General features: G+C 40.1%; 15 protein-coding genes and 1 riboswitch. Of the genes, 2 read left to right on the plus strand and 13 right to left on the minus strand.

What is annotated here, in order from left to right; genetic code table 11:
• Positions 1 to 77: 77 nt before the first annotated feature.
• From E7303_RS15050 to asnA, 9 genes are all read right to left on the minus strand, one after another.
• Positions 78 to 1,430 (minus strand): MBOAT family O-acyltransferase, encoded by a 1,353-nt coding sequence (locus E7303_RS15050; RefSeq protein ID WP_292146223.1) that lies wholly within the window; start codon positions 1,428 to 1,430, stop codon positions 78 to 80.
• A 57-nt stretch (positions 1,431 to 1,487) separates the two neighbouring features.
• Complete coding sequence (locus E7303_RS15055) at positions 1,488 to 2,903, minus strand: tetratricopeptide repeat protein (protein WP_292146224.1); 1,416 nt, start codon at positions 2,901 to 2,903, stop codon at positions 1,488 to 1,490.
• A gap of 3 nt (positions 2,904 to 2,906) precedes the next feature.
• Positions 2,907 to 3,071, minus strand: coding sequence for a hypothetical protein (locus tag E7303_RS15060; protein ID WP_022774293.1), 165 nt, complete (start codon positions 3,069 to 3,071; stop codon positions 2,907 to 2,909).
• A gap of 31 nt (positions 3,072 to 3,102) precedes the next feature.
• Positions 3,103 to 4,482 carry a bifunctional folylpolyglutamate synthase/dihydrofolate synthase gene (locus tag E7303_RS15065; protein WP_292146226.1) on the minus strand — a complete coding sequence of 460 codons (1,380 nt, stop codon included), beginning with the start codon at positions 4,480 to 4,482 and terminating at the stop codon, positions 3,103 to 3,105.
• A gap of 34 nt (positions 4,483 to 4,516) precedes the next feature.
• A complete protein-coding gene (locus tag E7303_RS15070) occupies positions 4,517 to 7,189 on the minus strand; it encodes a valine--tRNA ligase (protein ID WP_292146227.1) in 2,673 nt (890 codons plus the stop codon).
• A 33-nt stretch (positions 7,190 to 7,222) separates the two neighbouring features.
• Positions 7,223 to 8,851 (minus strand): GGDEF domain-containing protein, encoded by a 1,629-nt coding sequence (locus tag E7303_RS15075; protein ID WP_292146228.1) that lies wholly within the window; start codon positions 8,849 to 8,851, stop codon positions 7,223 to 7,225.
• A gap of 426 nt (positions 8,852 to 9,277) precedes the next feature.
• Positions 9,278 to 11,740: an ATP-dependent DNA helicase gene (locus tag E7303_RS15080; protein ID WP_292146229.1), complete on the minus strand. Its 2,463-nt coding sequence runs from the start codon at positions 11,738 to 11,740 to the stop codon at positions 9,278 to 9,280.
• Between the two features lie 110 nt (positions 11,741 to 11,850).
• Positions 11,851 to 12,090 carry an HPr family phosphocarrier protein gene (locus tag E7303_RS15085; RefSeq protein ID WP_022774298.1) on the minus strand — a complete coding sequence of 80 codons (240 nt, stop codon included), beginning with the start codon at positions 12,088 to 12,090 and terminating at the stop codon, positions 11,851 to 11,853.
• Positions 12,091 to 12,175: 85 nt separating this feature from the next.
• Entirely contained in the window at positions 12,176 to 13,186 is a 1,011-nt protein-coding gene (gene asnA, locus E7303_RS15090; RefSeq protein ID WP_292146232.1) for an aspartate--ammonia ligase, read from the minus strand.
• Positions 13,187 to 13,295: 109 nt separating this feature from the next.
• Here asnA and hflX point away from each other — a divergent pair, with 109 nt between their 5' ends.
• On the plus strand, positions 13,296 to 14,627 hold the full coding sequence (gene hflX, locus E7303_RS15095; RefSeq protein ID WP_292146233.1) for a GTPase HflX: 1,332 nt from the start codon (positions 13,296 to 13,298) through the stop codon (positions 14,625 to 14,627).
• On the opposite strand, the gene thiT is transcribed toward hflX, so the two are convergent.
• The 4 genes from thiT to E7303_RS15115 form a co-directional block, all read right to left on the minus strand.
• The gene (gene thiT, locus E7303_RS15100) at positions 14,617 to 15,309 is read right to left on the minus strand and encodes an energy-coupled thiamine transporter ThiT (RefSeq protein WP_292146234.1); all 693 of its coding nucleotides are present in this window, start codon (positions 15,307 to 15,309) and stop codon (positions 14,617 to 14,619) included. The genes hflX and thiT overlap by 11 nt on opposite strands.
• Positions 15,310 to 15,382: 73 nt before the next feature.
• Positions 15,383 to 15,485: riboswitch (TPP riboswitch) on the minus strand.
• Between the two features lie 64 nt (positions 15,486 to 15,549).
• Positions 15,550 to 19,227, minus strand: coding sequence for a helicase-exonuclease AddAB subunit AddA (gene addA / locus E7303_RS15105; RefSeq protein WP_292146236.1), 3,678 nt, complete (start codon positions 19,225 to 19,227; stop codon positions 15,550 to 15,552).
• Between the two features lie 37 nt (positions 19,228 to 19,264).
• On the minus strand, positions 19,265 to 22,780 hold the full coding sequence (locus E7303_RS15110; protein ID WP_292146238.1) for a PD-(D/E)XK nuclease family protein: 3,516 nt from the start codon (positions 22,778 to 22,780) through the stop codon (positions 19,265 to 19,267).
• A 25-nt stretch (positions 22,781 to 22,805) separates the two neighbouring features.
• Complete coding sequence (locus E7303_RS15115; protein WP_292146239.1) at positions 22,806 to 24,938, minus strand: GGDEF domain-containing phosphodiesterase; 2,133 nt, start codon at positions 24,936 to 24,938, stop codon at positions 22,806 to 22,808.
• A gap of 196 nt (positions 24,939 to 25,134) precedes the next feature.
• Here E7303_RS15115 and E7303_RS15120 point away from each other — a divergent pair.
• The coding region (locus tag E7303_RS15120) for a TIGR01440 family protein (protein ID WP_292146240.1) at positions 25,135 to 25,589 on the plus strand (455 nt) is incomplete at its 3' end.

A 25,589-nucleotide genomic window follows, 5' to 3' on the forward strand; every position in this document is an offset into this window, starting at 1 on the left:
AGCTTCTCAACAAGCACGGCGCCCCGTGCTCGCTGAGGAAAATCATCCGCTACGCGGCTGATTTTCTCAGCTCGCACTTAAAATCTAAAATACATAAATGGATTACCGGCAGCATTGGATAAGCTATAAACGCAAACCCAGAAAAGTACAAATAATAATACAGTAAATGCCGGATGTTTCCTCTTTACTTCAAAAAATTTATATAATCCCGGAAGCAAAAGAACAATTGATACTGCCAAAAATCCGCCATAAATACCAAGGTTCTTTATATAATCGCTTCCATTTACAGATATTCCCTGTCCAAAGAAAGGAAACAGTCTTTTAAAATAATCTGTAAGCCCCTTAAGATCAGAAATCGCAAATATTACCCAGGTCAATGGAATAAGTACAAGCACATTGAATCTACCAAGTACCTTCCTGGCAATTTCAGGCATCTTTGCAAGCATTACAAATCGCTCAAATACTATGATAACAAAGAGGATAAGCCCCCATAAAATAAAGTTCAGTGTAACTCCATGCCAGAAGCCTGTGATAAGCCAAACCACAAAGAGATTTAAAACAATCCTCATATCCCCTACTCTGCTTCCGCCAAGAGGAATATAGATGTAATCCCTAAACCAGGACCCGAGAGAAGCATGCCATCTTCTGTAAAACTCAGACACACTCGCTGAACTGTAGGGCTGATCAAAGTTTACAACAAACGGAAATCCAAGCATTACCCCGATTCCTGCAGCCATAAGAGAATAACCCCAGAAATCATAGTAAAGTTCAAGAGTATAAGTAACTGCGCCAATCCATGCAAGAGGAGTTGAGATACTCTCATAGCCTATAGTTCCTATATCATTCCACAGCATAGACAGATGATCTGCCAAAAGAACTTTCATTCCAAGTCCAACGACAAAGAACCTCAAGCCATCTTCTATTGCTGAGAAAATATCCTCTTTTTCCTGAAAATATGCCTTTTTCTGATAGTCAGAAAAGCGCATGATAGGTCCCGAAACCACCTGTGGAAACATGCAAAAATAAGCCGCAGCATCGATAAAGCGCGGCTCTTCATCAATTTTTCCCATGTAGAGATCTGCCTGATAGGAAATCATCTTAAAGGTAAAAAAGCTGATTCCAATTGGCATAAAAGAATTATCCACAAATTGTGAAAGAAGCTTAAACTCTACGAGCATTAAAGCATCAAGACATACAATAAACGCAAGAAGAAACTTATTCTTCTCCCCCTTATGAGCTCTCCCAAATAAGTAGTTAACAATCACGGCTATGCATAATACTGCAAGCCCCTTTAAATCTCCCACGGCATAAAACGTCAAACTTCCAATAAGCAGTGTAACGCTTCTATATGTAACGGGAGTCAGATAAAATGCTACTAGAAATACAGGCAAAAACCTGAATATAAAACCTAAATCCGAAAAATTTATCATTTCCCCACTATGTTCCTTCAAAATAAGGCGATATTTCTATCGCCTCAATCTGCTTAATCAACCATCAGAATTATTAATTTCTGCAAGCTTGGTCTTAGCCTCCTGAGCGCTCTTTGTCTCAGGGAAGCTTGTGATGACCTCATCATAGACCTCTTTGGCCTTGGCAATATCACCACTGTTGTAATAAGAATTACCAAGATAATACAATGTATTCACATTGGAATTGTCGTACTGATATGCCTTAGAAAGATTGCTGATAGCTGTTTCATAATCACTTTCCTTATAGGCATCGTATCCGGTATTGTAATATGATGTTGCAAGCTGTGGGCCTACAAGCACCATAAGATTATCATAAAGCTCTGTGAATTCAGTTGAAACATCCTCACCTATCACAGTAAGATCAACGTCAGCAAGGGCCTTTGCTATTCCATCCACATCGCTTGAATCCTTGATGTATATTGACGCAGCCTGCATAAGAGAATTCATGGCTGCTGATGTGGAAGTTGCACCCTCATAGCCTGAAACCTGTCCCTCAAGTTCCTCAACCTGGCTCTTAAGAGTCTTGATCTGCTGTTCATAATCATTTATCTGCGCTGACTTTGCATCAGATTCTTCACTTATCTGAGTTATCTTTTCCTGATTATTGGAATTGATTCCCGCAATCCTCTGTGGAAGGATCAAAAAGCATGAAGCAGCGATTCCCAAAATAATTCCAAGAACAATTCCCCATATGGATCCCGTTCTTGTAATTGCAGTCTTTTTAACTGGCTGAATGATCATCTCATTGCCGCTGTTGTATCTGATAACATCATCAGCATCTGCAGCTATATCAGAAACAAGCTTACCGCTCTCACCAGGAAGGAGCATATCATCAGCTTCCTTGAGATATCTCTTGGCCATAATATTGCCAGTATCAAGCTTAAGCGCCTTGCCAGCCTCTGCCTTGGCTCTATCCCAGTTTCCGCTCTTTAGATACAAAAGACATAACAAAAGATGTGCTTTAACAAAATTGCTGTTAAGTGAGAGCACCTTTTTAAGCTGTATTACAGCAAGATCAAGGCTGTCCTGTTTGCAGTAATTAAGAGCGATGTTGAATTTCTTTATTGTCTGATTGATCTCATCCAGCTTGGCTGGACTGTTTCTGACTGTATCCATAAAGTAATCCGCAGTATTCTCACCTGTTTCAAGGTTCTTGCTGATTACCCATTCTGAAAGCGCAGCAACAACCTCCCCGGTCTCATAATAAATAAGTCCAAGAAGGTTTCTGGCATCAATGTTATTCTTGTCCAGCTTAAGGCTCTGGCGAAGGGAAGCAACAGCACCTGAAAGGTCTCTGACACTGGCTTTTTCAAGTCCCTCGTTATAAAGCCTGTTTGAAAGGCTGACCATTTTCTTGTATGTTCTGACATTTCTTCCGCATCCCGGACAAATGTCGGTATTGTTCAATTCAGTGTTGCAATTAGCGCACCTCATCTGTTATCTTGTCCTTCTCTGATTATCAGTTTCGCTTCTTGCCTCTTTTAAAAGCTTTACAAGTACATCTGACATATCATCAAGATCCTGATTGTAGATAATGTCTTCTGTATCCTCTATTTCAAGGCTTGGTTTGAATTTTTTAAGTTCTTCTTCAAAATTCAGCATAATTATCCTCGTATTATAGATATGAGTTATTTCACATCATAGCCTTTATCTCGCCCGTAAGATACAAAGATCCTGCGGCAAAAACTATGTCTCCTGACTTTCTGATAGTGATTATATCAGTCAACGCATCCCTGACATTTGAATAGTACTTTATAGGCAGTCCGAAAATTCCAAACTCTTCCTTGCCATGTTCAAAAGCTCCCTTAAGTTCTGAAACAGAAACTGATCTGGAAGTTTCAAGAGTCGCAACATATATGGCATCAAACTGGCCACTTAAGAGTATCTTATCCACAATGCTAAGATACTGTTTGTCAGAAACCACGCCAAAAAGCAGTATTTTCCTGCCGTCTGCATCTATTCCTTTTACAGAATCAAGAAATGCCTCTATTCCGTCAATATTATGAGCTCCATCCACATATATTCCCGGACGGATCTCTTCCATTCTGCCTTCCCATTTGGCTGTAATAAGCCCTTCCTGTATATCCTGCCTGGATATAGCAGCGCCATTATCCTTGAGTATTTCTGCGGCTGTTACTGCTATAGCAGCATTCTCCGCCTGATACCTGGCCTGGGTCGACAGTTTCAAGTCAACATATTTATCATAAAGGGAATTATACGAAAAAGCAATGAATTTGTTTCCGTTTTCATCGCATATTCCTCTTACATTCTCAATGTCTTTTTCCTGGATTATAACTGCCCTGGAATCCAATTCCAGAGCCTTTTTCTTTATTACTTCCGTACTTTCTTGCTGTTTATCAAAAAAGACTGTAGGAACTCCGGGTCTTATTATGCCGGCCTTTTCCCCTGCTATCTCTTCAATAGTATTACCAAGGTACTGCATATGGTCAAAACCTATCTCGGTGATAATGTTGATCTCAGGCCTTCCAATTGAATTAGTAGCATCAAGTCTTCCACCAAGTCCCGTTTCAAGTATGAGGTAATCCACAGGATATACATCATAAAGGAGCATGGCCATAAAGAACAAATATTCAAAATATGTCGGAAAATAGCCATCCTTGCCATATTCCATGACTCTTTGAAGTGTTTCCACAAATACTTCCACAAACAAAGAATCTGATATCATCCTGCCATCAACCAAAAATCTCTCATTAACTTTAACAAGGTGAGGCGAAACAAACGTCCCCACCTTGTATCCAGCTCTCATCAGTATAGATGTAAGGTAACTGCACACCGAGCCTTTTCCATTGGTCCCGGCAACATGGATGATCTTCATGTTCTCATCAGGATTCCCCAGAAATTCCAGAAAATCCCTTGTGTCTTCGATCGTATGTTTATCTGTAAAACCCGGAATCCGGTTAAGGAACTCTTCACATTCCCTAACCGAAACTCCTATTCCACTTGATGCAGATTCCAATATTCGATTTATGCTATCATTTATCTCTTTTGTCATAACTTATCCAAGCTGCACAAACAGTTGTCTATAATTACTTGCTAAGCTGCTTAAGACGCTCTGTGATCTGGTCGTAAGTCTGCTGATATTTCTGCTGTTTTTCTTTTTCTTCAGCAATCTTCTCTGCAGGAGCCTTTGAAAGGAACTTCTCGTTGCTGAGCATATTCTGAGATCTCTTAAGTTCTCCCTCAAGCTTTTTCTGTTCCTTTGTAAGTCTTTCAATCTCAGCTGAAATATCTACAAGGTCTGAGAAAGGAATATATACAGTTGCATCAGCAAGTACTACTGATACAGCGTCATCAGCAATGCCTGTCTTGTCTTTCTGGCATACTGACTCAGAAGCATATGCAAGTGACTCAAAGAAGAGCTTACCTGTTGTAAAGATATCGAGGATTTCACTGTTCTCACTTACAACAAATACTTTTGCCTTGCGGGATGGAGCAACGTTCATCTGAGTTCTTACGTTACGGATTCCACGAACGGCTTCCTTGATTGTCTCAATAGCCTTCTCGTCATCAGCAAAATTCCACTCTTCCTTATATACAGGCCAGTCAGAAATCATGATTGATTCCTCTTCATCCTGCATAGTGCAGAAGATTTCTTCTGTGATAAATGGCATATATGGGTGAAGGAGCTTAAGGGCTCCGATAAGTACTGTCTGAAGTGTCCAAAGAGCTGCTTCATGTGACTTTTTGTTGTCTGAGTTGTAAAGACGAGGCTTAACCATCTCAATGTACCAGTCACAGAACTCATCCCAAATGAAGTCATAAACCTTCTGAACTGCGATTCCAAGTTCAAAATGATCCATGTTATCTGTTACTTCTTTTACAGTCTTGTTAAACTTGGAAAGGATCCAGTGATCTACAGGCTCGAGACCTTCAGGAGCAGGCTGATGAATAGCGCTCTTTGTGTCTTCGCCCATGTTCATCATGATAAATCTGGAAGCATTCCAAACCTTGTTTGCAAAGTTACGGCTGTTTTCTACTCTCTCATTGTAGAAACGCATGTCATTACCAGGTGCATTACCTGTGATAAGTGTAAGTCTCAGAGCATCAGCGCCGTATTTCTCAATGATATCCAAAGGATCAATACCATTTCCAAGTGACTTACTCATCTTTCTTCCCTGAGAATCCCTAACAAGTCCGTGGAAAAGAACTGTCTTGAAAGGATATGTTCCCATCTGCTCGTAGCTTGAGAAGATCATTCTGATTACCCAGAAGAAGATAATGTCATAACCTGTTACAAGCACATCTGTAGGGAAGAAGTACTTAAGTTCCTTAGTATCATGAGGCCAGCCAAGTGTCTCAAATGGCCAAAGAGCTGAAGAAAACCATGTATCCAGTGTATCAGGGTCCTGAGTAAAGTGAGTTTTTCCACACTTAGGACATACAGTAGGAGCTGTCTTTGCAACAACTACTTCGCCGCAGTCATCGCAATAGTAAGCAGGAATTCTGTGTCCCCACCAGAGCTGTCTTGAAATACACCAGTCACGGATATTATCTGTCCAGTTGAAATATGTCTTATCCATTCTTGAAGGAATGAGCTTGATTTCTCCATCCTTTACAGCCTTAACTGCAGGTTTGATGAGCTCATCCATCTTTACAAACCACTGTGCCTTGATCATAGGCTCAACAGTTGTATGGCAACGATCGTGAGTTCCAACGTTGTGAGAATAGTCCTCTATCTTAACAAGAAGTCCCATCTCATCAAGTTCTTTAACAATAGCTTCTCTTGCAGCATATCTGTCCATGCCTGCAAACTTGCCACCGTTTGAATTGATAGTTGCATCATCATTGAGGATGTTTATCTCCTCAAGACCGTGACGCTTTCCAACTTCGAAGTCGTTAGGGTCATGACCTGGAGTAATCTTAACTACACCTGTACCAAATTCCATATCAACATAAGAGTCCTCAACGATAGGAAGCTCTCTGTTTACTATAGGTAAAAGAACTTTCTTGCCCTTGAAGCTCTTGTATCTGTCATCATCAGGGTTTACAGCAACTGCTGTATCACCGAGCATAGTCTCAGGACGTGTTGTAGCAAACTCGATAAACTCTGTATCTGAAACCTTGCCATTCTCATCGATCACAGGATATTTAATGTGCCATAAGTGGCCTGCCTGCTCCTCGTATTCAACTTCTGCATCAGAAATAGAAGTCTTACAAACAGGACACCAGTTAACGATACGGCTACCCTTATAGATATAGCCTTTCTCGTGCATCTTGCAAAAGACCTCAGTAACAGCTTCATTACAGCCTTCATCCATTGTAAAGCGCTCTCTGTCCCAATCGCAGGATGAACCGAGCTTTTTAAGCTGCTGAATGATTGTTCCGCCGTATTCTTTTTTCCACTCCCATGCTCTCTCAAGGAATTTCTCTCTTCCAAGGTCTCTCTTATCGATTCCTTCTTTTTTGAGAGTATCGATGATCTTAACCTCTGTAGCAATTGAAGCATGGTCTGTTCCAGGCTGCCAAAGTGCATTATATCCCTGCATTCTCTTGTATCTGATGAGGATATCCTGCATTGTGTTATCAAGAGCATGTCCCATGTGAAGCTTACCGGTAATATTTGGCGGTGGGATTACAATAGTAAAAGGTTTTTTGGTCTCATCTACTTCTGCGTGGAAATACTTTTTCTCTTCCCACTTTGAATAAAGACGAGCTTCGATTCCCTTTGGATCATAGGTCTTAGCAAGTTCTTTTTTCATAATTATCTCCTTATAAAAAGTTCTCTAATTTACTTAAAGGTGTGTTGCATCATCCAGTGACTTCTGTGAGATCACTGCCTTATGAAGCATTATGATCTCGCCTTTGGTATGCTCTTTTACCTGATAGAGAGCATTGTCCGCAGCATACATATAGTCCCAGAGTTTAGTAGTCTCCTGAGGAACAGAATTTCTGATTCCCTGGGAAATCGTCACGATTCCCTTGTCGGAGTATTTGCTGGAAAGATTAAGATCTATCACAGCCTGTCTAAGCATTGTAGCATATTCCATGACTTCTTTATCAGTCATGCTTTCATATATAATAACAAATTCATCGCCGCCATATCTAAAGGCGTGAATGAGTTCATTTTCTCTGGCCATTTCATTTATTATAGAGGCAACCTGAGTGAGACACTCATCACCTGCCTGATGACCATAGGTATCGTTATACTGCTTGAAATTATCTATGTCAAGAATCTCTACTGCCAGCGATCTCTTAAGGTCAAATGCCTTCTCAAATGCTGCATCTGCAAACTTATTAAGGCCATATCTGTTGCCCAGCCCTGTCAGAGGATCAGTAGATGCCTGCTTCTGCAAAATGACATTTTCTTTTTCAATAGCATAAAGTCTGTTTCTGATGTCTGTGAAAAACTTATAATTGGCAAGTCTTTCTTTTTCTTCATCATTAGAAGCCTGGAAGAATTCATTCAGTGCTTCGTTCTTTTTCTTTTTATCACCAAGACATACATATAGCTCACATTTTAGCTTGGCAAAATCTTTTTTCAGATGTGCTATATTAAAATCCGCAAGAGACCTTTCAGTATTATCAACTATACGGACAGCTTCGTCAATCCAACCAATCTTAATAAAGAAACGACACATAATAAATATGTCTTCCATATTATCAAGGGGATGCTTGTCGTTTTGGATAAGAGTAAGAAGCCTTGAAGCATATCTCTGGAACTTAACCATATCCCCTATGTAATGATAGCCCCTGGTCCTTATGTCTGCAGCGGTAATACCATTTGCAAATTCTCTGCCGGCTTTATTCTCCGCTTCAAGCTTATCAATTCCCAGAAGGCACTTTCTTACTGAATCCGGCTTGCCCAGTTCCATATAACAGTCTGCCTCAAAGCAATAACAAAACAGTATATTTCTATAGTATAAACTGTCTTTTTTATTCTTTCTGATCTGTTTGTAGGCTGAACGGATATAAGTCAAAGCCTGTTTGGGATCCCCAGCCACATAATAAATCTGACCTATATTAAAATCTATGAAACCAGGAACACCGCTGTCGAGCCCTTCACAATTTCTTTTTCCTGATAAAAAGAAATCCAGAGCAAGTTCGTGATTGCCATGATTTAGTGCATCGATGCCCAATAGATTAAAGCATCTGGCCAATAACTCGTTTTCTCCACAGGACTGAAGTATCTCAATTGCCTTTAACAGATTCAGATTGAATTTCCTGTAATCTGTAGTCAAAAGATAATACGCATCTGCAAGGTAGTAATAGGCACATCCCAAAAGATTCTGGTCGTCCGCCTCTTTGGCTCTTCTGATAAATCTGTTACAGGCATTGATATAACTACTGGACATAGTTGTTCTGGTAGTAAGCACTTCATCATATAAGGCCTGTATTTCGGAATCAAAGTTTTTAATATTCATCGTGGTACCTCAAATTAGCATAAGAGCCATAAAAAAACTAGAGTCAGTATACAACATCGTAAGGGCGCTAGCAACATGACATACGTGTCAACTATAATATATGGTTTACATATAGTCATTGACCGTGCTAGTCATATGTTCGTTTTTACACACCATAGTGTTGTATTTTTGCACACCATTTAAAGCGCCTATTTTAGCGGTATCTTTAAAACTAAATTTCGACTAATCCCCAGTTTCCACAGAGTTATCCACATGACGCACACGTCACTTATCGGTAAACTCAGTATCATTTTTCTACAAAAACGTCAAATTGAATATCCAATTGATACAATTTAAACATGTGTTTGGATTACATAAATTCATAGATTTTATTATTATGTAAACCTCGCTTATTTCTTTCTATGATTTCCTTCCAAAGCCAATGGCTCAATCGCGGCAAATCCCAGTCCAGAACTGAGATACAGCGTTTTTGACCGTACTGGTCGTTACAGTCTTATAATCTTTCCACTCTCTTGGGAAAAGAGCTCTGTAACTCCCTTGCATAAACCTGTCATCCAAAAGTGCTGCAACGCCCATATCTTCTTCAGTTCTGATCACTCGTCCTGAAGCCTGAAGAACCTTATTCATGCCTGGGAATCTATATGCATAGTCAAAGCCATCAAGTCCTTTTTCATCAAAGTATCCCCTTAATATCTCTCTTTCGTTGCACACAAGAGGTATACCTGTTCCAACTACTATTACACCAATAAGGCTGTCATACTTAAGATCAATGCCCTCACTAAAGATTCCTCCCATAACACAAAATCCAAGGATATTTTTATCCTCAACCACATCTATATCCATGTGGATAACTTTCGAAAGGTCCAGATCATTTCCCGCTGAGAATCTGTCGAGGAACATTTCCCTTGCATCCTCACTCATAAAGCTCTGTTGTACAAGAAGCTCTGTTGTCTCCTCATCCAAAAAGTTATCCTCGAAGCATGCAAGAACCTCATCCAAAAACTGATGTGAAGGGAAGAAAATAAGGTAATTCCCACTTCTGGCGCTGACTATATTGTGGATATAGCCTGCAATATTCATGTACTGTGCCTCGCTCCTTTGGGAGTACCTGCTGGTAACATCACTTCCAATAAATAGCCCTAGTCTGTCCGGATCAAAAACAGATTTGGCATACATCTCAAAATCCTCATCTGTTCCGCCAAGGAGTTTTTTATAATACTGGATTGGCAAAAGAGTTGCAGAAAAAAGTATTGATGATCTGCCCCTGGCCATGCACTCTGAGAGATTTCTTGACGGATCTGCACAATAGAGCCTTACTAAGAAGCTTCCGTCTTCAGAAAACTCGCTGTACATCACATAGTGGTCATCCACTCTGTCATAAATTGTCAAAAATCTCGATATATCAAAATAAAACTCCAGTATATCGTCCCTGCATGGACCTTCAGAATGATTTTCCAAATACTCGGATATTATCCCTGCCAGCCTGTTAAGTGGATTGATCAGCTTTTCTATTGAAGTAAGCTTAGTACATCCGTCACATTCTCTTTTCATCTCCAGCATTACCTTGTTACATTTATCCAAATGCCCCGCAATGCTCGGGTGGTACTCTTTTATGGTGGTCTTAAGCTCAAGAAAATTCTCTTTTCTAAGAACCGCACTATACATATCCCTTCCTCTGTCCAGAAGGTTATGTGTCTCATCCACAAGAAAGATGTAATCCCCCTTTGCCCCATCAGCAAAGAATCTCCTAAGATAGACAAAAGGATCAAATACATAGTTGTAATCGCAAATTACAGCATCGGCCCAAAGGCTCATATCAAGAGACATCTCGAAGGGACAGACTTCGTGCTTTCTGGCATATTCTATGATCACTTCCCTGTCAAAAGAATCCTCGTGGGTCAGGCAGTCAAATATGGCATCATTTATTCTGTCATAATGCCCTTTTGCGTAGGGGCATATAACCGGATTGCAGTTTCTCTCGGCATCCTCCAAAAAACATATCTTATCCCTGGCAGTTATAGTAACCGTCTTAAGGCTCATATTCTGAGTCTTTCTCAGGGTATTAAAGGCCTCTTCCGGAACCGTCCTTGTTATAGACTTGGCTGTCAGATAAAAGATCTTGCTGGTCTTGCCCTCGCCCATGGCCTTAATGGCAGGAAATACAGTGGTTATAGTCTTTCCCGTGCCGGTTGGAGCTTCCAAAAAGAGCTTTTTCCCATGTATGATAGTTCTGTATACGCCTGCTGCCAGGTCTTTTTGCCCATCTCTGTAAGGAAAGGGGAACGCAACCTTCTTAAGAGAAGCAGTTCTTTCTATACTCCAGTTGTATTCAAAATCAGACCACTTTAAGTAGCTGCTTATGATATCGTCAAACCATCCGGTTATCTCTTTATAAGAAAACTTATAGTCAAAATACTTCATTTCCTCCGAGTCAATGTTGCAATAGCTCATTCTGACCTTTATCTCGGGACATTTTATCTGCCTTGAATATATGGCAGCATAGCATTTAGCCTGAGCTAGATGCACCAACACCGGTTCCTTTAAGTGATTCAGATCTCTGTAGGTGCCCTTAATCTCATCTATCAGTGGCAAAGCAGTATTTTTCTCGATAAAAGACTCCTGCGCATCATATGCTCCGGGTTTTCCAAAAAACTTATCTAAAATACCATCAGCTCTTCCGGATATTACAAGTTCATAGCCGTTTGCACTATGTACATACTCAAGTGGAACTTCCGCATGATAATCAGGTCCCATGCTCTTTTGTATCATTCTGTGTATTCGGCCGCCTTCCTGCATTGCATCTGCAGGAGCCTGATGTATTCTGTTGTCTATGTCGCCACTTCGAAGTATGAATTCAACAAGTCCGCGTACAGATATTTCAATCCTCATATACTCTCCGTATATAAACTTATTTAAATCAGGCTTTTTAGAAAAAGAAAAAGCTCCATGATATTTTATACCATGGAGCTTTTTTAATCTACAATGAACAAATTGTTTTATCAGCCTGCAACTGCAAGAGTGTCAAGGTACTGCTCAAATTCTGCGTTATGTCCGCTGAACTCTACAGTAAGCTTCTGATTAAAATCAAGGCCAAGAACGCCTAAAATTGATTTAGCGTCAACCACATATCTGTTGTAATATATATCCACGTCAAAGTTGCACTTAGAAGCTGTGTCCACAAAGTTCTTAACCTGTGAAGGCTGCAAGCTTATATTTTTTCTTATCATCTGTCTCAACATAAATAGTCACCCCTTTCTTTATGCGACTTAAAAAACTATATCGTTAAAGTGTGACTATTTTGTGAAGAAATTGCGAATAATTCGTTTAAAGAATCTGAATTCCGTTAGAAACTGCTTCTTTTACCATATCTTCAGGCCAGATTGAGCACTGAACTTCTCCGATGTGTGCTTTTCTTAAGAAGAACATACAGATTCTGGACTGTCCGATTCCACCGCCGATAGTATAAGGAAGCTTTTTATCCAGAATTGCCTTCTGGAATGGAAGCTGTGCTCTCTCCTCGCAGCCTGCTTTCTTAAGCTGTGACTTAAGGGAGTTCTCATCTACACGGATACCCATGCTTGAAAGCTCAAGAGCAATGTCAAGAACAGGATAATATACGATGATATCAGCATTGAGTTCCCAATCATCATAGTCAGGAGCTCTTCCGTCGTGTCTTTCACCTGAAGGTAAGAGATCACCGATCTTCATGATACATACAGCGCCCTTAGCCTTAGCAATGTAGTATTCACGTTCCTTTGGAGTATACTCAGGGAACATTTCCTCAAGCTCCTGAGTTGTGATAAAGAAGATCTCCTCAGGAAGGATCTCTTCAATATAATCATACTGAATAGACATGAACTTCTCAGTCTTGCGAAGAACCTTATATACGTTTCTTACTGTTTCCTTGAGAAATTCTTCATTCCTATCCTCTTTAGTAATAACTTTTTCCCAATCCCACTGATCTACAAAAATGGAGTGAATATTATCAGGAACCTCATCACGTCTTACGGCGTTCATATCTGTATATAAGCCCTCGCCTACGTTAAAGCCGTATTTTTTAAGGGCATATCTTTTCCACTTAGCAAGAGAATGAACTATCTCTGCATTGCGACCGTCCTGATGAAGGATATCAAAAGAAACTGGTCTCTCTACACCATTAAGATTGTCATTAAGACCTGACTCAGGTGTAACAAATAAGGGGGCTGTAACTCTCTGAAGATTGAGCCTTGTGGAAAGCATCCCCTGAAAGAAATCTTTAACTGTCTTGATGGCAACCTGTGTATCGTGCAGATCAAGCGCTGACACATAGCCACTCGGAATCTTTAAATTTTCCATAATTCTCCTCCAATTTGTGATAGCATATATAAGTAAATTAAATTACTTTTTTTATTTTTATGCAAGAAAAATTTCGGATAAATCCGTGCATATAGTAAGGAAATAGGATATGAAACCAGCATTTTATGAATCTAATACTGAAAAGGAATCAGTACGCGCCATTTTGGTAGGCCTTAATCAGGGAGAAAGTGACTCTGACTTTGAGAGATCAATGAATGAGTTAAAAGAGCTGACAAAGGCCCTGGATATAGAGGTTGCCTGTACAGTTACGCAGTCACTTCCAAATCCGGACAGAAGCACTTACATAGGAAGTGGAAAAGTTGAAGAAATACGCAGTTCTTTAGATGTTTTCGACGCGGACATCATAATATTCAATGATACCTTGTCTCCAATGCAGATACGAAACCTCGAAAAAGCATTGGACACAGAGGTTATTGACAGAACCGGCCTCATCTTGCAGATATTTGCCAAGAGAGCCAGAACAAAAGAGGCAAGACAACAGGTAGAATACGCACAGCTTCAGTATATGCTGCCAAGGCTTGCTCATATGAGAACTTCTCTTTCAAGGCAGGGAGGCGGAAGCGGCAGACTCTCCAACAAAGGATCCGGAGAGAAGCAGCTTGAGCTTGACAGAAGGCGCATAGAACACAGGATGGCAGAACTTAGAAGAGACTTAAGCTACATAGAAAAAGAACGTGATACCCAGCGAGGAAGACGCCTAAGATCAGGTCTTCCGAGGATTTCTCTTGTGGGTTACACCAATGCCGGCAAATCCACTATCATGAACAATTTGCTTAGAATGTACGGTGGCGAAGCCTTTGATGAAAAACAGGTTCTTGAAAAAGACATGCTTTTCGCAACTCTTGATACCTCAGTAAGAAAGATATCCGCTCCTGGACACAGACCTTTTCTTTTGTCTGATACCGTAGGCTTTATCAGTGAACTGCCACACGCTCTTGTTAAGGCTTTCAGATCAACCCTTGAAGAAGCCAAATATGCTGACCTCCTACTTCAGGTGATAGATTTCTCTGACCCAGAATATCGATACCATATGGATGTAACCAAAGAAACTTTAGCTGAAATAGGCGCAGGAGATATTCCCGTAATCTACGTATTTAACAAGTCGGATGTTGTTCAAGATGAGCAGGCACAGGCCGGTCAACTTGTAATGAATGTTCCAAAATCAATGGATGACAGGATATATATATCCGCCAGGGCTGACGACAGCCTTAATACGCTTATAGAACTGATAGAGAAAAAACTGGGCGAGACAGAAAATGAATGCGTAATGCTTATACCATATTCAGAGGGCGGGCTGCTAAGTCTTTTAACAGGAAAAGGTGTTGTAAAATCCTCCGAATACCTTGAAGAAGGAATAAAAATCGCCGCCACCTTAGGCAGCGACGATTATCAAAGATATAATTCTTATATTATAGAGTAGCTTCTCTTCTGACGCCGACCTCATTTGCTTCATGTTTGAGGCGGTTAAGTCCCATTCTCACTACAGGAACCATGAGAACAGCCAGTGTAAGGATTGCTTCAAGGCTTAAATATGAAGCATTGTAAAGAAGTGAATAAACTACAGGTGACATTCCTTCAGGTGCATAATCTGCAAAGAATACAACTCCCGATAAAACAGCGAAGAGATATCTTCCAAGGACACCTGCTACATATCCTTTAAACATTCCGTATTTGCTATTGTGGAAAAATCCTGCAATACCAAGTGCTGTAAAAGCAAGTACATAATCACAAACAAGCTGCGGAACACTTACAATATAAGGATCAATCACCATCTGCAGAAGACCATATGAAAAAGCTGCTGCAAGACTTACTCTAGGGCCGTACATATAACCGATGTAAGTAATAAAGAACATGCTGAATGCTGTTACAGATCCGCCCATCGGCGCTTTGAAGAGCTTAACATTGGACAATACAAATGCCAGCGCAATACAAAGAGCTGAGGTTGTGAGCTGCCTGATGCTCATCCTGCCCCTACCGTCTTTGTTCACGAAATAGCTGACAACCAAAAGTGCTACAACCATTAACCCAACGAACAAAATATAGCCACCAGTCGTGAAACTGTATACGCCTTCACCACTGACATCCTGTAAAAATAAATCCATAAAAAAATCCTCCCTTTGACAAATACCGTATCAAGAGGAGGATTTATCATTATCCCACGAAAAAACAGATAATAACAAATATCTAATGCTTCCCTACGCCGGTATTATCCGGTTCAGGTAATAAGGGTCCGACGGAATATCCGTTCAATCTCAGCAAAGCTCCCCTAGCGGTACTATTTTGTTTTGCAATTCATATTTAACGCTTTCGCTGCCGTTTTGTCAATAGTCTCAAGCCCTGAATCATAGCCTTATCTCTTTACCCATGGCAAAAGAATAAATAAACACTTCTTTTACCTTCATACCTGTTGAGGCCTCTATGGCCCTTTTATAATAATCAAGCTGTATCTTATATCTTGAAACAAGCTCAGAATCACTCTTTACATGGTCTGTCTTATAATCAAGGAGCACTATCTCTCCGTCTTCTATAAAGAAGGCATCGATGATACCCTGAATAAGCACCATTTCTTCATCCGGGAATTTTGCATCAAGCTCTTTTGAAGGAATTCCCATCATAAAGGGCTTCTCACGCATGAGCGCGCCGTTTCTAAAAGCCGCTCCCATTCTTTTTCCAAGGTCCGTCTCCAGGAAAGTAGCAATATCAGTGGCTTTGATCGACTTTGAATACTCAGGTGGTATCACTTTGAGCTTTTCTTTTTGTATTATCCACTCTTTTACTGCAGATGCAATCTCATCCCTGGTTTTGGCAAAAAGACTTTCATCCCCATAGATAGGATCATCCAAAAGCTCCATTACTCTATGGTATGCAGTTCCTCTCTCTGCGCCGGAGAGAATATCTTTAGAAGAAGGGCTGTCATTTTTCACTTCAGGTTCTTCATAACTTATCTCCCTGGTAAATACTTCACCTTCCTCATGCAGCTTTTTGCTCTTTAATTCTGTAACAGTAGTCTTGGTAAAAAGACCTCTCAAATCCTCGTGGGCATATTTTGCCTCAAACTTTGCTCTTAGTCGTTCTGATAACTGCTCATCAAAACAGGTATCAACATCCCCCTTTAAGTTCTCAAGCCTCATTACTCCCTTTACATTTTCACTTCCAAGGGCGTCTGAAAGATCAGTGTCATTCATACTCTTAAACTCAAAGGCTATGTTTCCGGCATCTTTATCCACAAAGGGCAGGTAATTCTCTTTGGCAATCCCCAGCTTATCAAGAAGTTTTTCTACACCTGGATGCCTTATGACAGATGGCAGGATAATATCAAGATAACTGTCCGCAGAGGTTCTCATGGAATATGGTAAAAGAGTTTTTCCAGCTATAACTGGAATACTCCTTATAACGCCCTCCAGCTTATCATTCAGACTCTTGCAGGAAGCCGTCATGATAAGCTTTTCTTTCGCACGTGTAAGCGCAACGTACAGTACGCGCAGTTCTTCGCCTAGGCTGTCTTTTTCCATTTTATCTGCAATGATCAGGCGTTTTAACGTGTCATATCGCACTCTAAGCTCAGTATCTATGCACTTTACACCTATTCCAAAATCAATGTCAGCAATCAGGTCACCCTTTGTGTCCATCTTGTTAAACTTTTTGGAAAGTCCTGCCACGAAGACTACAGGGAATTCCAGTCCCTTACTCTTATGGATAGTCATGATCCTGACTACATCCGCATTTTCATCAATGATTCCTGCTTCGCCGTAATCCACCATTGCAATCTTCAGATGTTCAATATATCTGATAAAGTGGAACAGTCCCTTAAAGCTTGATTTTTCAAAGCTAAGCGCCCTGGAAAGAAGCTGATCAAGGTTTGCTTTCCTCTGACTTCCGGAAGGAAGGGCTGCTATATACTTATCATAGCCTGTCTTTCTGATAATATACTGAAGAAGCTCATGAACAGGGGTGTAAACGGACATTTCCCTGAGTTCCTGCAAAAAGTCCATAAATTCGGCTAATTTTTGATATTTCCCCCTGTCATTATTAACAAGTTCAACAAGTCCATGATAAAAAGAGTCATCAGAACCAATTGCTATTCTATATTCAGACAGTTCCTCATCAGTAAAACCTCCAATAGGTGAATGCATCACACCCACAAGTGGAATGTCCTGAAGGGGATTATCAATTATAGTCAGTATATTCAGCATTGTGCTGATCTCACCGGTCTCAAAATAACCACTTTTCGATTCAATATAAGCAGGGATGCCCTGAGCCTCGAGAACGCTCTTAAAGGCATCATCCCAACCGGCATTACTTCTTAAAAGGATTACAATATCCTTAAACTTAAGCTTTGGATCAGCTTTCATAAGCTCTTTTATGCGGATAGAAATTGCAAGAGCCTCTTTCTCTTTTGTATCATATGAGTCTATATCCACATCAGGATTGGAGGCATCTCCTGTAGGTGCCCCATCTATCAGAATGAGTTCCGGCGACATGTCAAATGCAGGACTTTCATACTCTGCTCCGGTCACAAGCTCCGCATCCTTGTCATATTCTACTCCGCCAAGGTCTTTGCCCATTATCTTTTTGAAGATAAAGTTTGTTATCTCAAGGACTTCTTTTCTACTTCTAAAGTTCTTGTGAAGGTCTATTCTGCGGTCCTTTGATGAGACTTCCTTGGAATATGTCCCAAGTTTTTCCATAAAGATCTCAGGTCTTGCAAGTCTGAATTTGTAGATACTCTGCTTAACATCACCTACCATGAACCTCTCAGACTTTGTAACATCTTCTCCGGAAATTGCTTTTAGCATCATCTCCTGAACATTATTGGAATCCTGGTACTCATCGATCAGCACTTCTTTGTAGTAATCTCTGTATTCAAGCGCCACAGCAGAAGGTGTATCACCAGGATGATCTACCAATATCTGCAGTGCAAAATGCTCCATATCAGAAAAGTCGATCATCTGCTTTTCTCTCTTTTTGTCATCAAAGCGCTTTTTAAACTCTTTCGTAAGCCTGCAAAGCTCTTTGACTGCTCTGTCGCAGAGCTTCATCTGCTCGACTATTACATCTGCAGTCAGAGCCAGATAGTCCTCTGTCAGCGTCTTTATTTCATCCTTAACACCATTTCTTAACTTCTGAACATAATCTTTTTTATCGGGGGATACGGAATCGTCCTTTTTTCCTGGGAGTCTGCCAAAAGAAATCCCGCGAACCCTGTCAAATAGCTCATTGTAGGTATTATATCCCAAAACCGCATAAATACTGTCTTTTTCCTGTTCTAAAAGATCACCATACATATACGGGCCATCAGGTTCCTCACAAATCTTTATGGCCGCTGACAACTTATCCACAGATTCCTGCAATGAACTTTTGATATATGCGACACAGTCTTTAACCCACGAAAGCTCATCAAAGTTTTCACCTTCAACCAAATAATCTCCTGCTCTCTCATCAAGCCAGTCCATTGGCCAGGGCATACTTTCAGAAAACTTGTAGAGCTTATATATATATTCCTCAACTTTTTTGTCACTGCTTCCTGTACCGAAATAGTTCATGCAGTAAATAAAATCTTCATTCTGTCCGTCTTTAGCAAGGGCATATTCCACCTCCAGAAGATCCTGCATTACATCTTCCATAAGGAGTTTTAGTTCCCCCTCATCTCCAACCCTGAAAGATGGATCAAGTCCGATGTGATTGAAATTGTTTCTGATAACATACTGGCAAAAAGAGTCAATGGTTGTTATCTGGGCATTATGAATAAGCGTCTCCTGCTTCTGGAGATGCTTGTTATCTGGCTCTTCTTCAAGTTTCTTTTGAATAGCCAGCGTTATTTTTTCTTTCATCTGAGAAGCAGCGGCCTTTGTAAAGGTAACAACAAGGAGATGATCGATATCAACATCGCTGCTGATCATCTGTATGATCCTCTCTACCAGCACAGCTGTTTTTCCTGAACCTGCTGCCGCCGAAACCAATATATTAGATTTTCTCGCGTCTATTACTGCCTGCTGTTCTTCTGTAAATGTGACTCCCATTTATCCAACCTTCTAATTTCAAATATTAAATCCACAATTAATTATTCTGATTTCGTATGAGTTCCATAGCTTCGTCACTCTTGATATTCAGCTCCCTCATAGAATATCCCGATATTTTCTCGTCATATCCGCAGATAGACCTGTAGGAACAGTATGTACAAGAGGTTATATCACCCATTTCATAAGGGTTAACCTTTATTTCTCCCTGAAGAATCCTGTTTCCAAAGTCTTTTATCTTGGAATCCACAAATTTTGAGATAGCTTCGTAATCATCAAGTGTAACTGTCGTTGATCTGGCTGACACTGTTCCATCCTTTTTCAGCTCCACAGGAATGACATCTGACTTGCCATTTAGCCCTTCATCTAAAAGGTTTATAACATCCATATTTTCGTTGACCAAGCCAGTCGTTCTCAGCTTATCCTTTATAGCCTCATTGATATCATCCGGTTGCAAATCTGCTTTTCCATCTGCCAGAGGATCATCAACGTGATAATACAGCACTGCTGCCGGAACTGTATCTTTTCCACCGTGTTTTTTCTTTACAGCTGCAGTTGCGACATTCATATACATCACAAGCTGTAGCTGCAGCCCATAATAAAGCGCTGCCACATTAAATTTATGTCCGCTTGATTTAAAATCTATAACCTTCACGTATACATGGTCAGCGTCTTCGCATAAATCGATTCGGTCAATGCGCCCATGTAATTTCATGCTGGTTAGGATATTATTCTTTTCGTCCTCAGACAGGGTTATATTTATCTCATCGATATTACCCGCATCTCTAAAATCCATTTCCACATATGCAGGCTCAAAGTGCCCTTTAGAGATCTGATACTTTAGAGTGTCCACAGTTCTTGTAAGGATTCTCTTTATGCGCTCTGTCATGTACTGATTACGGGCACTGCTCATAAGTATTGTTTCGCCATAACCGGTGATACATTCGGTTAAAATACGATTTAACAATTCATCTGACTCTTCTTTTGTGATGTCTGTCCATTTCTTTTGCCCGCTCATGACCTCATGAGTGTACTTTTCCAATACTTCGTGGAAAACATTTCCAAGATCTGCCGCATTAAATTCATACTCTTTTCTCTCTTCAAGCCTCAGACCATACTTAAGGAAATGTGCATAGCAACATCTTGCAAACTGTTCAAGACGGCTTACGGAATTCTCCAGATTGGCTCCATATAAAGACAAGGCGATCATCCTGGATAATGGTTTATCCTCATAATGTTTAAACGCCGCCTCTGTGATCCTGTTAAGAATCCTGCTGTTTTCCATGTCTATCTTTGAGAGGGTCCTATAGAGCGTTATAAAGTCTGACTTTTCTCTGCCTTCAAGAATTCCTAGTGCATATCTTCTCAGCATCTCAGAAATCTTGTCCATACTGTCTTCTGCCGTTACAAGCTGACCTTCAAAAGTTCCCTCCTCAGGCTTTTCCACAGTTATCCCCGGGAACATCTGAATGAGCTTTGGAACCAGATAAGCAGGTCTAAGTGATTTACCATCCGCTCCCAGCTCTGCGTAGGACAAAAACAGCCTGTCTGTCGGCTTTGTAAGGTTCATATACAGATATAGTCTCTGTATATACATCTGCTGCCTTGGAGTTGGCGCAAGTTCTACCCCTGTATCAAGTTCAAGCAGGTATTGCCTGTCAATATCGGAAAGAATTCCTCCTGTACCTGTTCCTGACGGAATATACCCGTCATTAACTCCAAGTAAAAAGAGAACCTTAACCTCTCTAAGCCTTGTTCTTTCTATATCTCCCACAATTATCCTGTCAACATCCTGAGGAATGGTGCCAACTTCAATCTCAGAAAAGCCCGCGCTTAAGATATCCCTATACTCAGAGATATCAATTTCATCATCGCCAAGAAGCTCATCAATCTGCTTTAGAAGATTTAATATCTTGTCATAGATCTGCTCATATTCCCTTGCTTTTTTCTCATTTCCAAGAGATCTGAACTTTTCCTTATAGCCATCAAGCTTTTCCTTACAATTTTCAGTTTCTATTACCTGTACAAGAGCCCTGGTTATATCGGATACTTTACCTTTCTTATTCTCAAATAAAGGCTTAAGGCAAAGACTTATCTGCTCGCGCATTCCCTCAAGCTTTTCAAGTAAAGCCACCTCTTTTTCTGAGTCTTTTTCCTTAGATGAAGACTTGAATTTCTTTGGCATATGCCTAAGGAATCTGTCCTCCCACTGCTTTCTTCCCTTAATTCCAAGAGCTCTTACATAGTTTTCCAAAAGATCTGTATCTTCAGCAGAAAAAGAAGTCATTCCGCTTCGCATGTAGTGGAATACGTCCTCATACTTATACCCTGAAATAACTATGTTTATGGCACTGGTTATATATTCAATAAAAGGATTCAAAAGCAAGCTGCTATTCTTATCGATATAAATTGGGATATTGAACTTTTTCGCTTCATCTTCAAGGATATCGCTGTAATTATCAAGGCCTCCGCACACAAGGGCAATATCCCTGTAAGCATAACCTTTTTCTCTTATAAGGTCCGATATCTTTATCAGTGTCTGCCTGACTTCCTCAAAAGGTGAACTTGCCTGATAGATTGATATGACATCCTGCTCTTCTTCATATTTGAGTTTGTTATATCTAAAGAGATTCTGCTCAAGAAAGGCCAGTGGTTCATTATTCTCAAGCCTCTTCACAGGACTTTCCTTTATGAAAATATCGCCCTGCTCATTTTTAGACATTTCCTGATTTCTTACATTTCTCCATGCGTCAAAGCTCATATTTCCGGGATACTCGAGCTTTTCAAGGTCAAGAACAGTCTTTTTTGTAAGCATAAAAAGATCCTGCTCTTCGAAAGTACCTTCATAAGGGTCACTAAGCGGGCTGATAGTAAGAGAAACCATTACTTCACTTGCCACATTCATAAGAGCTTTGATAACTCTGTACTGTATAGGGGTAAATCCGGTAAAGCCATCAAAAACTATAACACTGTCCTTCATCAGTTTAGAGTTAGGGATTTCTCTGCACAAAACATCAAGAGTCTCCTCAGTAGTGATATACTTGCCATCAATGTATTTCAAAAATTCACTGTAAAGAAGCCTCAAATCCTTGATCTTGGAATTAAGCGCACCTTTAGAGGAGCTCTTTTCCTCAAGCAGAGAAAGCGCTTCATCTGAAATGCCATATTGCATAAACTCAGAGATAGTTGATTTTACCTCATCAATATAGCCGGGCTTATGCATGTTTTTTCCTATAATTGGGAGTTTGGCGCCAAGAATATCTGCGACACGCCTTAGAACAAGGCTTTTTCCCAGATCATCAAGCACAGAAAAAGAGCTTATGGAAAGTTCTTCAAATATTCTGTGTGAAAGCCTTCCAAAGCTCAGTACATCTATATTCATTATAGCGTGAGAAGGATGCATTTTTACTACATCCTTCTGGGTCTGCATCGTAAACTGATCAGGAACTATTATATAAAAAGATTTCCCCGGTTCCTCGATACTTCTTTTTATTACCTCGTTATATAATCCGGTACTTTTCCCCGAACCGGATGCCCCAAAACAAAATCTAAGCATACCTATCCACTTTCGATTGGTGTATTTAGTTATATATCCTGTCATCGCTGACATCATCAGCATATCTGCAGCAGGATATATACTTCCACCTATCATTATAGTAGAAAGGAAGTATCATGTACATCTGCATTCTTCCATCATCACCGGGAATTGCAGAATGGTAATAATCCACAAGATAATCTCTGTCAACCTTCTTTACTCTTTCAAGAACAGTTGTTATGTTATAAAACTTTCTAAATCTCTCTCTATCCTGTTCATACAGATACATATTTGAATACATCTGAACTGCTTTTACAGCATTTGGCTCTATATCTGCAACTGCAAGCTGATCTGAATTCAGGAATATATTCTCAACTGTTCCATCTTCATCATAAAGATCCACTCTAAAGTACTGATTAAATACATGTGCCATCGCAACCTGAATATTGTCAGATTTCTTGGCTTCGCCGTGCATTGTGATATTTCTTGAGACTATTGCAAAAGCAGCCTTACATCCATGCCTCGAAATGAACCTGATTTTAGTATTAATCACGCTCCCGTTAACAACCAGGTCCATTTCAGCTCTCTTATCACTTGACATCTCGGCCTTTTTTGATATTTCCAAAAGTCTTTTTGTCTCGGTGAGATCAACACACTGATTCCTTTTATTTGCCTCATTCACACTTGATACGCCAAGGCTGCTCAAAAAATTCCTATAAGCATCGTTGGCATAAATAATAATCGGCTTTTCATCAATAATTTCATATAATCCAATAGGAAGGTTATTAATAACCTGCATAGTTTTGGGACGAAGTGGTGTACTCCCAAGGAAATTTATTCCGCCTATATCGTCATAGTACTCATGATAATCAACATCTTCACAGACCTCCAAAGTGCTCTCCTTTGGCCTGTCAATATCTGTCGCAGGTTTAGGTTTTCCAAAAAAATATCCCTGAATCTTTTCACAGCCTATTCGCCTTAAGAACTCATACTGTTCCTGAGTCTCCACACCTTCGGCAAGGGTGTGAATCCCAAGCTCTTTTGCCATGTTTACAATCGTCGCAAGAATAACTCTTGATTTTTTATTTGTCTCAAATTCCCTTATAAAGCTCATGTCTATTTTGAGCATATCAAAATCATAGGATTTAAGGTTGCCGAATGATGAATATCCTGCCCCAAAATCATCCATCCAAACCTGATATCCGGCATCTCTGAATTTCTTTATTTCGCCTCCAAGAAAAGTTGAACCGCTGGCTATTGCACTTTCCGTAACTTCTATGTTAAGAAGCTTTTTGGGAATACCATACTTTTCTCTGCACTTATCAATTTCTGCCATTATGTCGCACAGTTCAAAATCAAGTCTTGAAAGGTTAACTGAAACCGGCTCCACACAAAAACCACTGTTTATATCATCCCTTAGGTCTGCGCACACCATATCAATAATGTATATATCAAGCTTATGCACCAAATGCACGCTTTCAAGCACTTCCACAAAAATAGCAGGCGATATCATGCCATGCACAGGATCCATCCACCTTGCAAGCGCTTCATATCCGCAAACTTTTCCCGTAAGTGCTCTGACTTCTTTTTGATAATATACAGTAAAATATCTCTTTTTGAATGCACTCTCAAAATTATCAATTACATACTGCCTTAGTTCATTCTTTTTATTTAGCTCGTCAGAATAGAAATTGTTATCCTTGTCATAAACTCTTATAATGTCATCACAAGCAATCTTTGCCCTGTCTATGAACAAAACAGGGTATGCTTCATCGCCACGCACCTTATAAATGCCTGCTTTAATACGCATATTCAGGTTTCTTTCATACTTGCGCGCAGCATTTCTTAATTGATCAAGCTTTTCTATTATTTCATCTTCCTGAAGCTTTTTGGAAAGAATGATGAACTGATCTCCTGTCCTTGCAATAAGCGACTGATCAAAGATTTTCTCTATCTCTGTAGCTACTCCTTCGAGGAACTCATTTCCTCCCAGAAAACCAAATCTTTGGTTAAAGGACTTGAAATTCATTATATTCAGATAAATAACCATAGTAATACCTGATGCAGAATACTCTCCATTTCCTTGAAGGTGATCCAATACACCCGTAAGATTATGGAGCCCTGTCAGATTATCCATATGGCCATATTCATCTAACTTTCCCTGTTCAAATGAACTCATAAAGCACCCCGCATCATACCAAAAAGAGCCAATAATCCATGTTGGCATATATATAAATTGTACCACAGCTAATGTAAACAAAGTGTAAATATAACGTTATTTCAGATTTTTTTTATCATTTAGTTATAATTGCAATTCGCATATGATTGTGTGAAAATTATTAGGATCAAATATAAGCATGACAGGGGTAAAAAACATGAATTTTGAAGATATTACTGCACAAAGCCGTCAGGCCGTAACCGAGATACTTGAAAAAGCACGCCTTAAAGCAGGCGATATCTTTGTGATAGGATGTTCCTCAAGTGAGATTCTTGGTGACCAGATAGGAACAGCCACAAATCTTGACTCAGCAAATGCAGTGTACGATGGCATTATGCCTGTTTTAAAAGAAAATGGCATATTTGCAGCTGTGCAGTGCTGTGAACACTTAAACAGAGCTCTTGTAATGGAAAGAGCCGCCATGGAAAAATACGGATTTGAACAGGTTAATGCAATTCCTCAGCCAAATCACGCAGGTGGCGCCATGGCAACAGTCAGCTACCAGAGATTTGAGGATCCTGTTCTTGTTGAATCAATATGTGGGAAAGCCGATGCCGGAATCGATATTGGCGGAACCATGATAGGAATGCACATGCATAGCGTTGTAGTTCC

Origin of the sequence: Butyrivibrio sp. (genome assembly GCF_015056685.1) — a bacterium.
GTDB lineage: Bacteria > Bacillota > Clostridia > Lachnospirales > Lachnospiraceae > Butyrivibrio.

Excerpts from the sequence above, each read along its gene's own strand:
- E7303_RS15050 (WP_292146223.1), bottom strand. The coding sequence starts at position 1,430 with ATGATAAATTTTTCGGATTTAGGTTTTATATTCAGGTTTTTGCCTGTA.
- E7303_RS15055 (WP_292146224.1), bottom strand. The coding sequence starts at position 2,903 with ATGAGGTGCGCTAATTGCAACACTGAATTGAACAATACCGACATTTGT.
- E7303_RS15060 (WP_022774293.1), bottom strand. The coding sequence starts at position 3,071 with ATGCTGAATTTTGAAGAAGAACTTAAAAAATTCAAACCAAGCCTTGAA.
- E7303_RS15065 (WP_292146226.1), bottom strand. The coding sequence starts at position 4,482 with ATGACAAAAGAGATAAATGATAGCATAAATCGAATATTGGAATCTGCA.
- E7303_RS15070 (WP_292146227.1), bottom strand. The coding sequence starts at position 7,189 with ATGAAAAAAGAACTTGCTAAGACCTATGATCCAAAGGGAATCGAAGCT.
- E7303_RS15075 (WP_292146228.1), bottom strand. The coding sequence starts at position 8,851 with ATGAATATTAAAAACTTTGATTCCGAAATACAGGCCTTATATGATGAA.
- E7303_RS15080 (WP_292146229.1), bottom strand. The coding sequence starts at position 11,740 with ATGAGGATTGAAATATCTGTACGCGGACTTGTTGAATTCATACTTCGA.
- E7303_RS15085 (WP_022774298.1), bottom strand. The coding sequence starts at position 12,090 with ATGTTGAGACAGATGATAAGAAAAAATATAAGCTTGCAGCCTTCACAG.
- asnA (WP_292146232.1), bottom strand. The coding sequence starts at position 13,186 with ATGGAAAATTTAAAGATTCCGAGTGGCTATGTGTCAGCGCTTGATCTG.
- hflX (WP_292146233.1), top strand. The coding sequence starts at position 13,296 with ATGAAACCAGCATTTTATGAATCTAATACTGAAAAGGAATCAGTACGC.
- thiT (WP_292146234.1), bottom strand. The coding sequence starts at position 15,309 with ATGGATTTATTTTTACAGGATGTCAGTGGTGAAGGCGTATACAGTTTC.
- addA (WP_292146236.1), bottom strand. The coding sequence starts at position 19,227 with ATGGGAGTCACATTTACAGAAGAACAGCAGGCAGTAATAGACGCGAGA.
- E7303_RS15110 (WP_292146238.1), bottom strand. The coding sequence starts at position 22,780 with ATGCTTAGATTTTGTTTTGGGGCATCCGGTTCGGGGAAAAGTACCGGA.
- E7303_RS15115 (WP_292146239.1), bottom strand. The coding sequence starts at position 24,938 with ATGAGTTCATTTGAACAGGGAAAGTTAGATGAATATGGCCATATGGAT.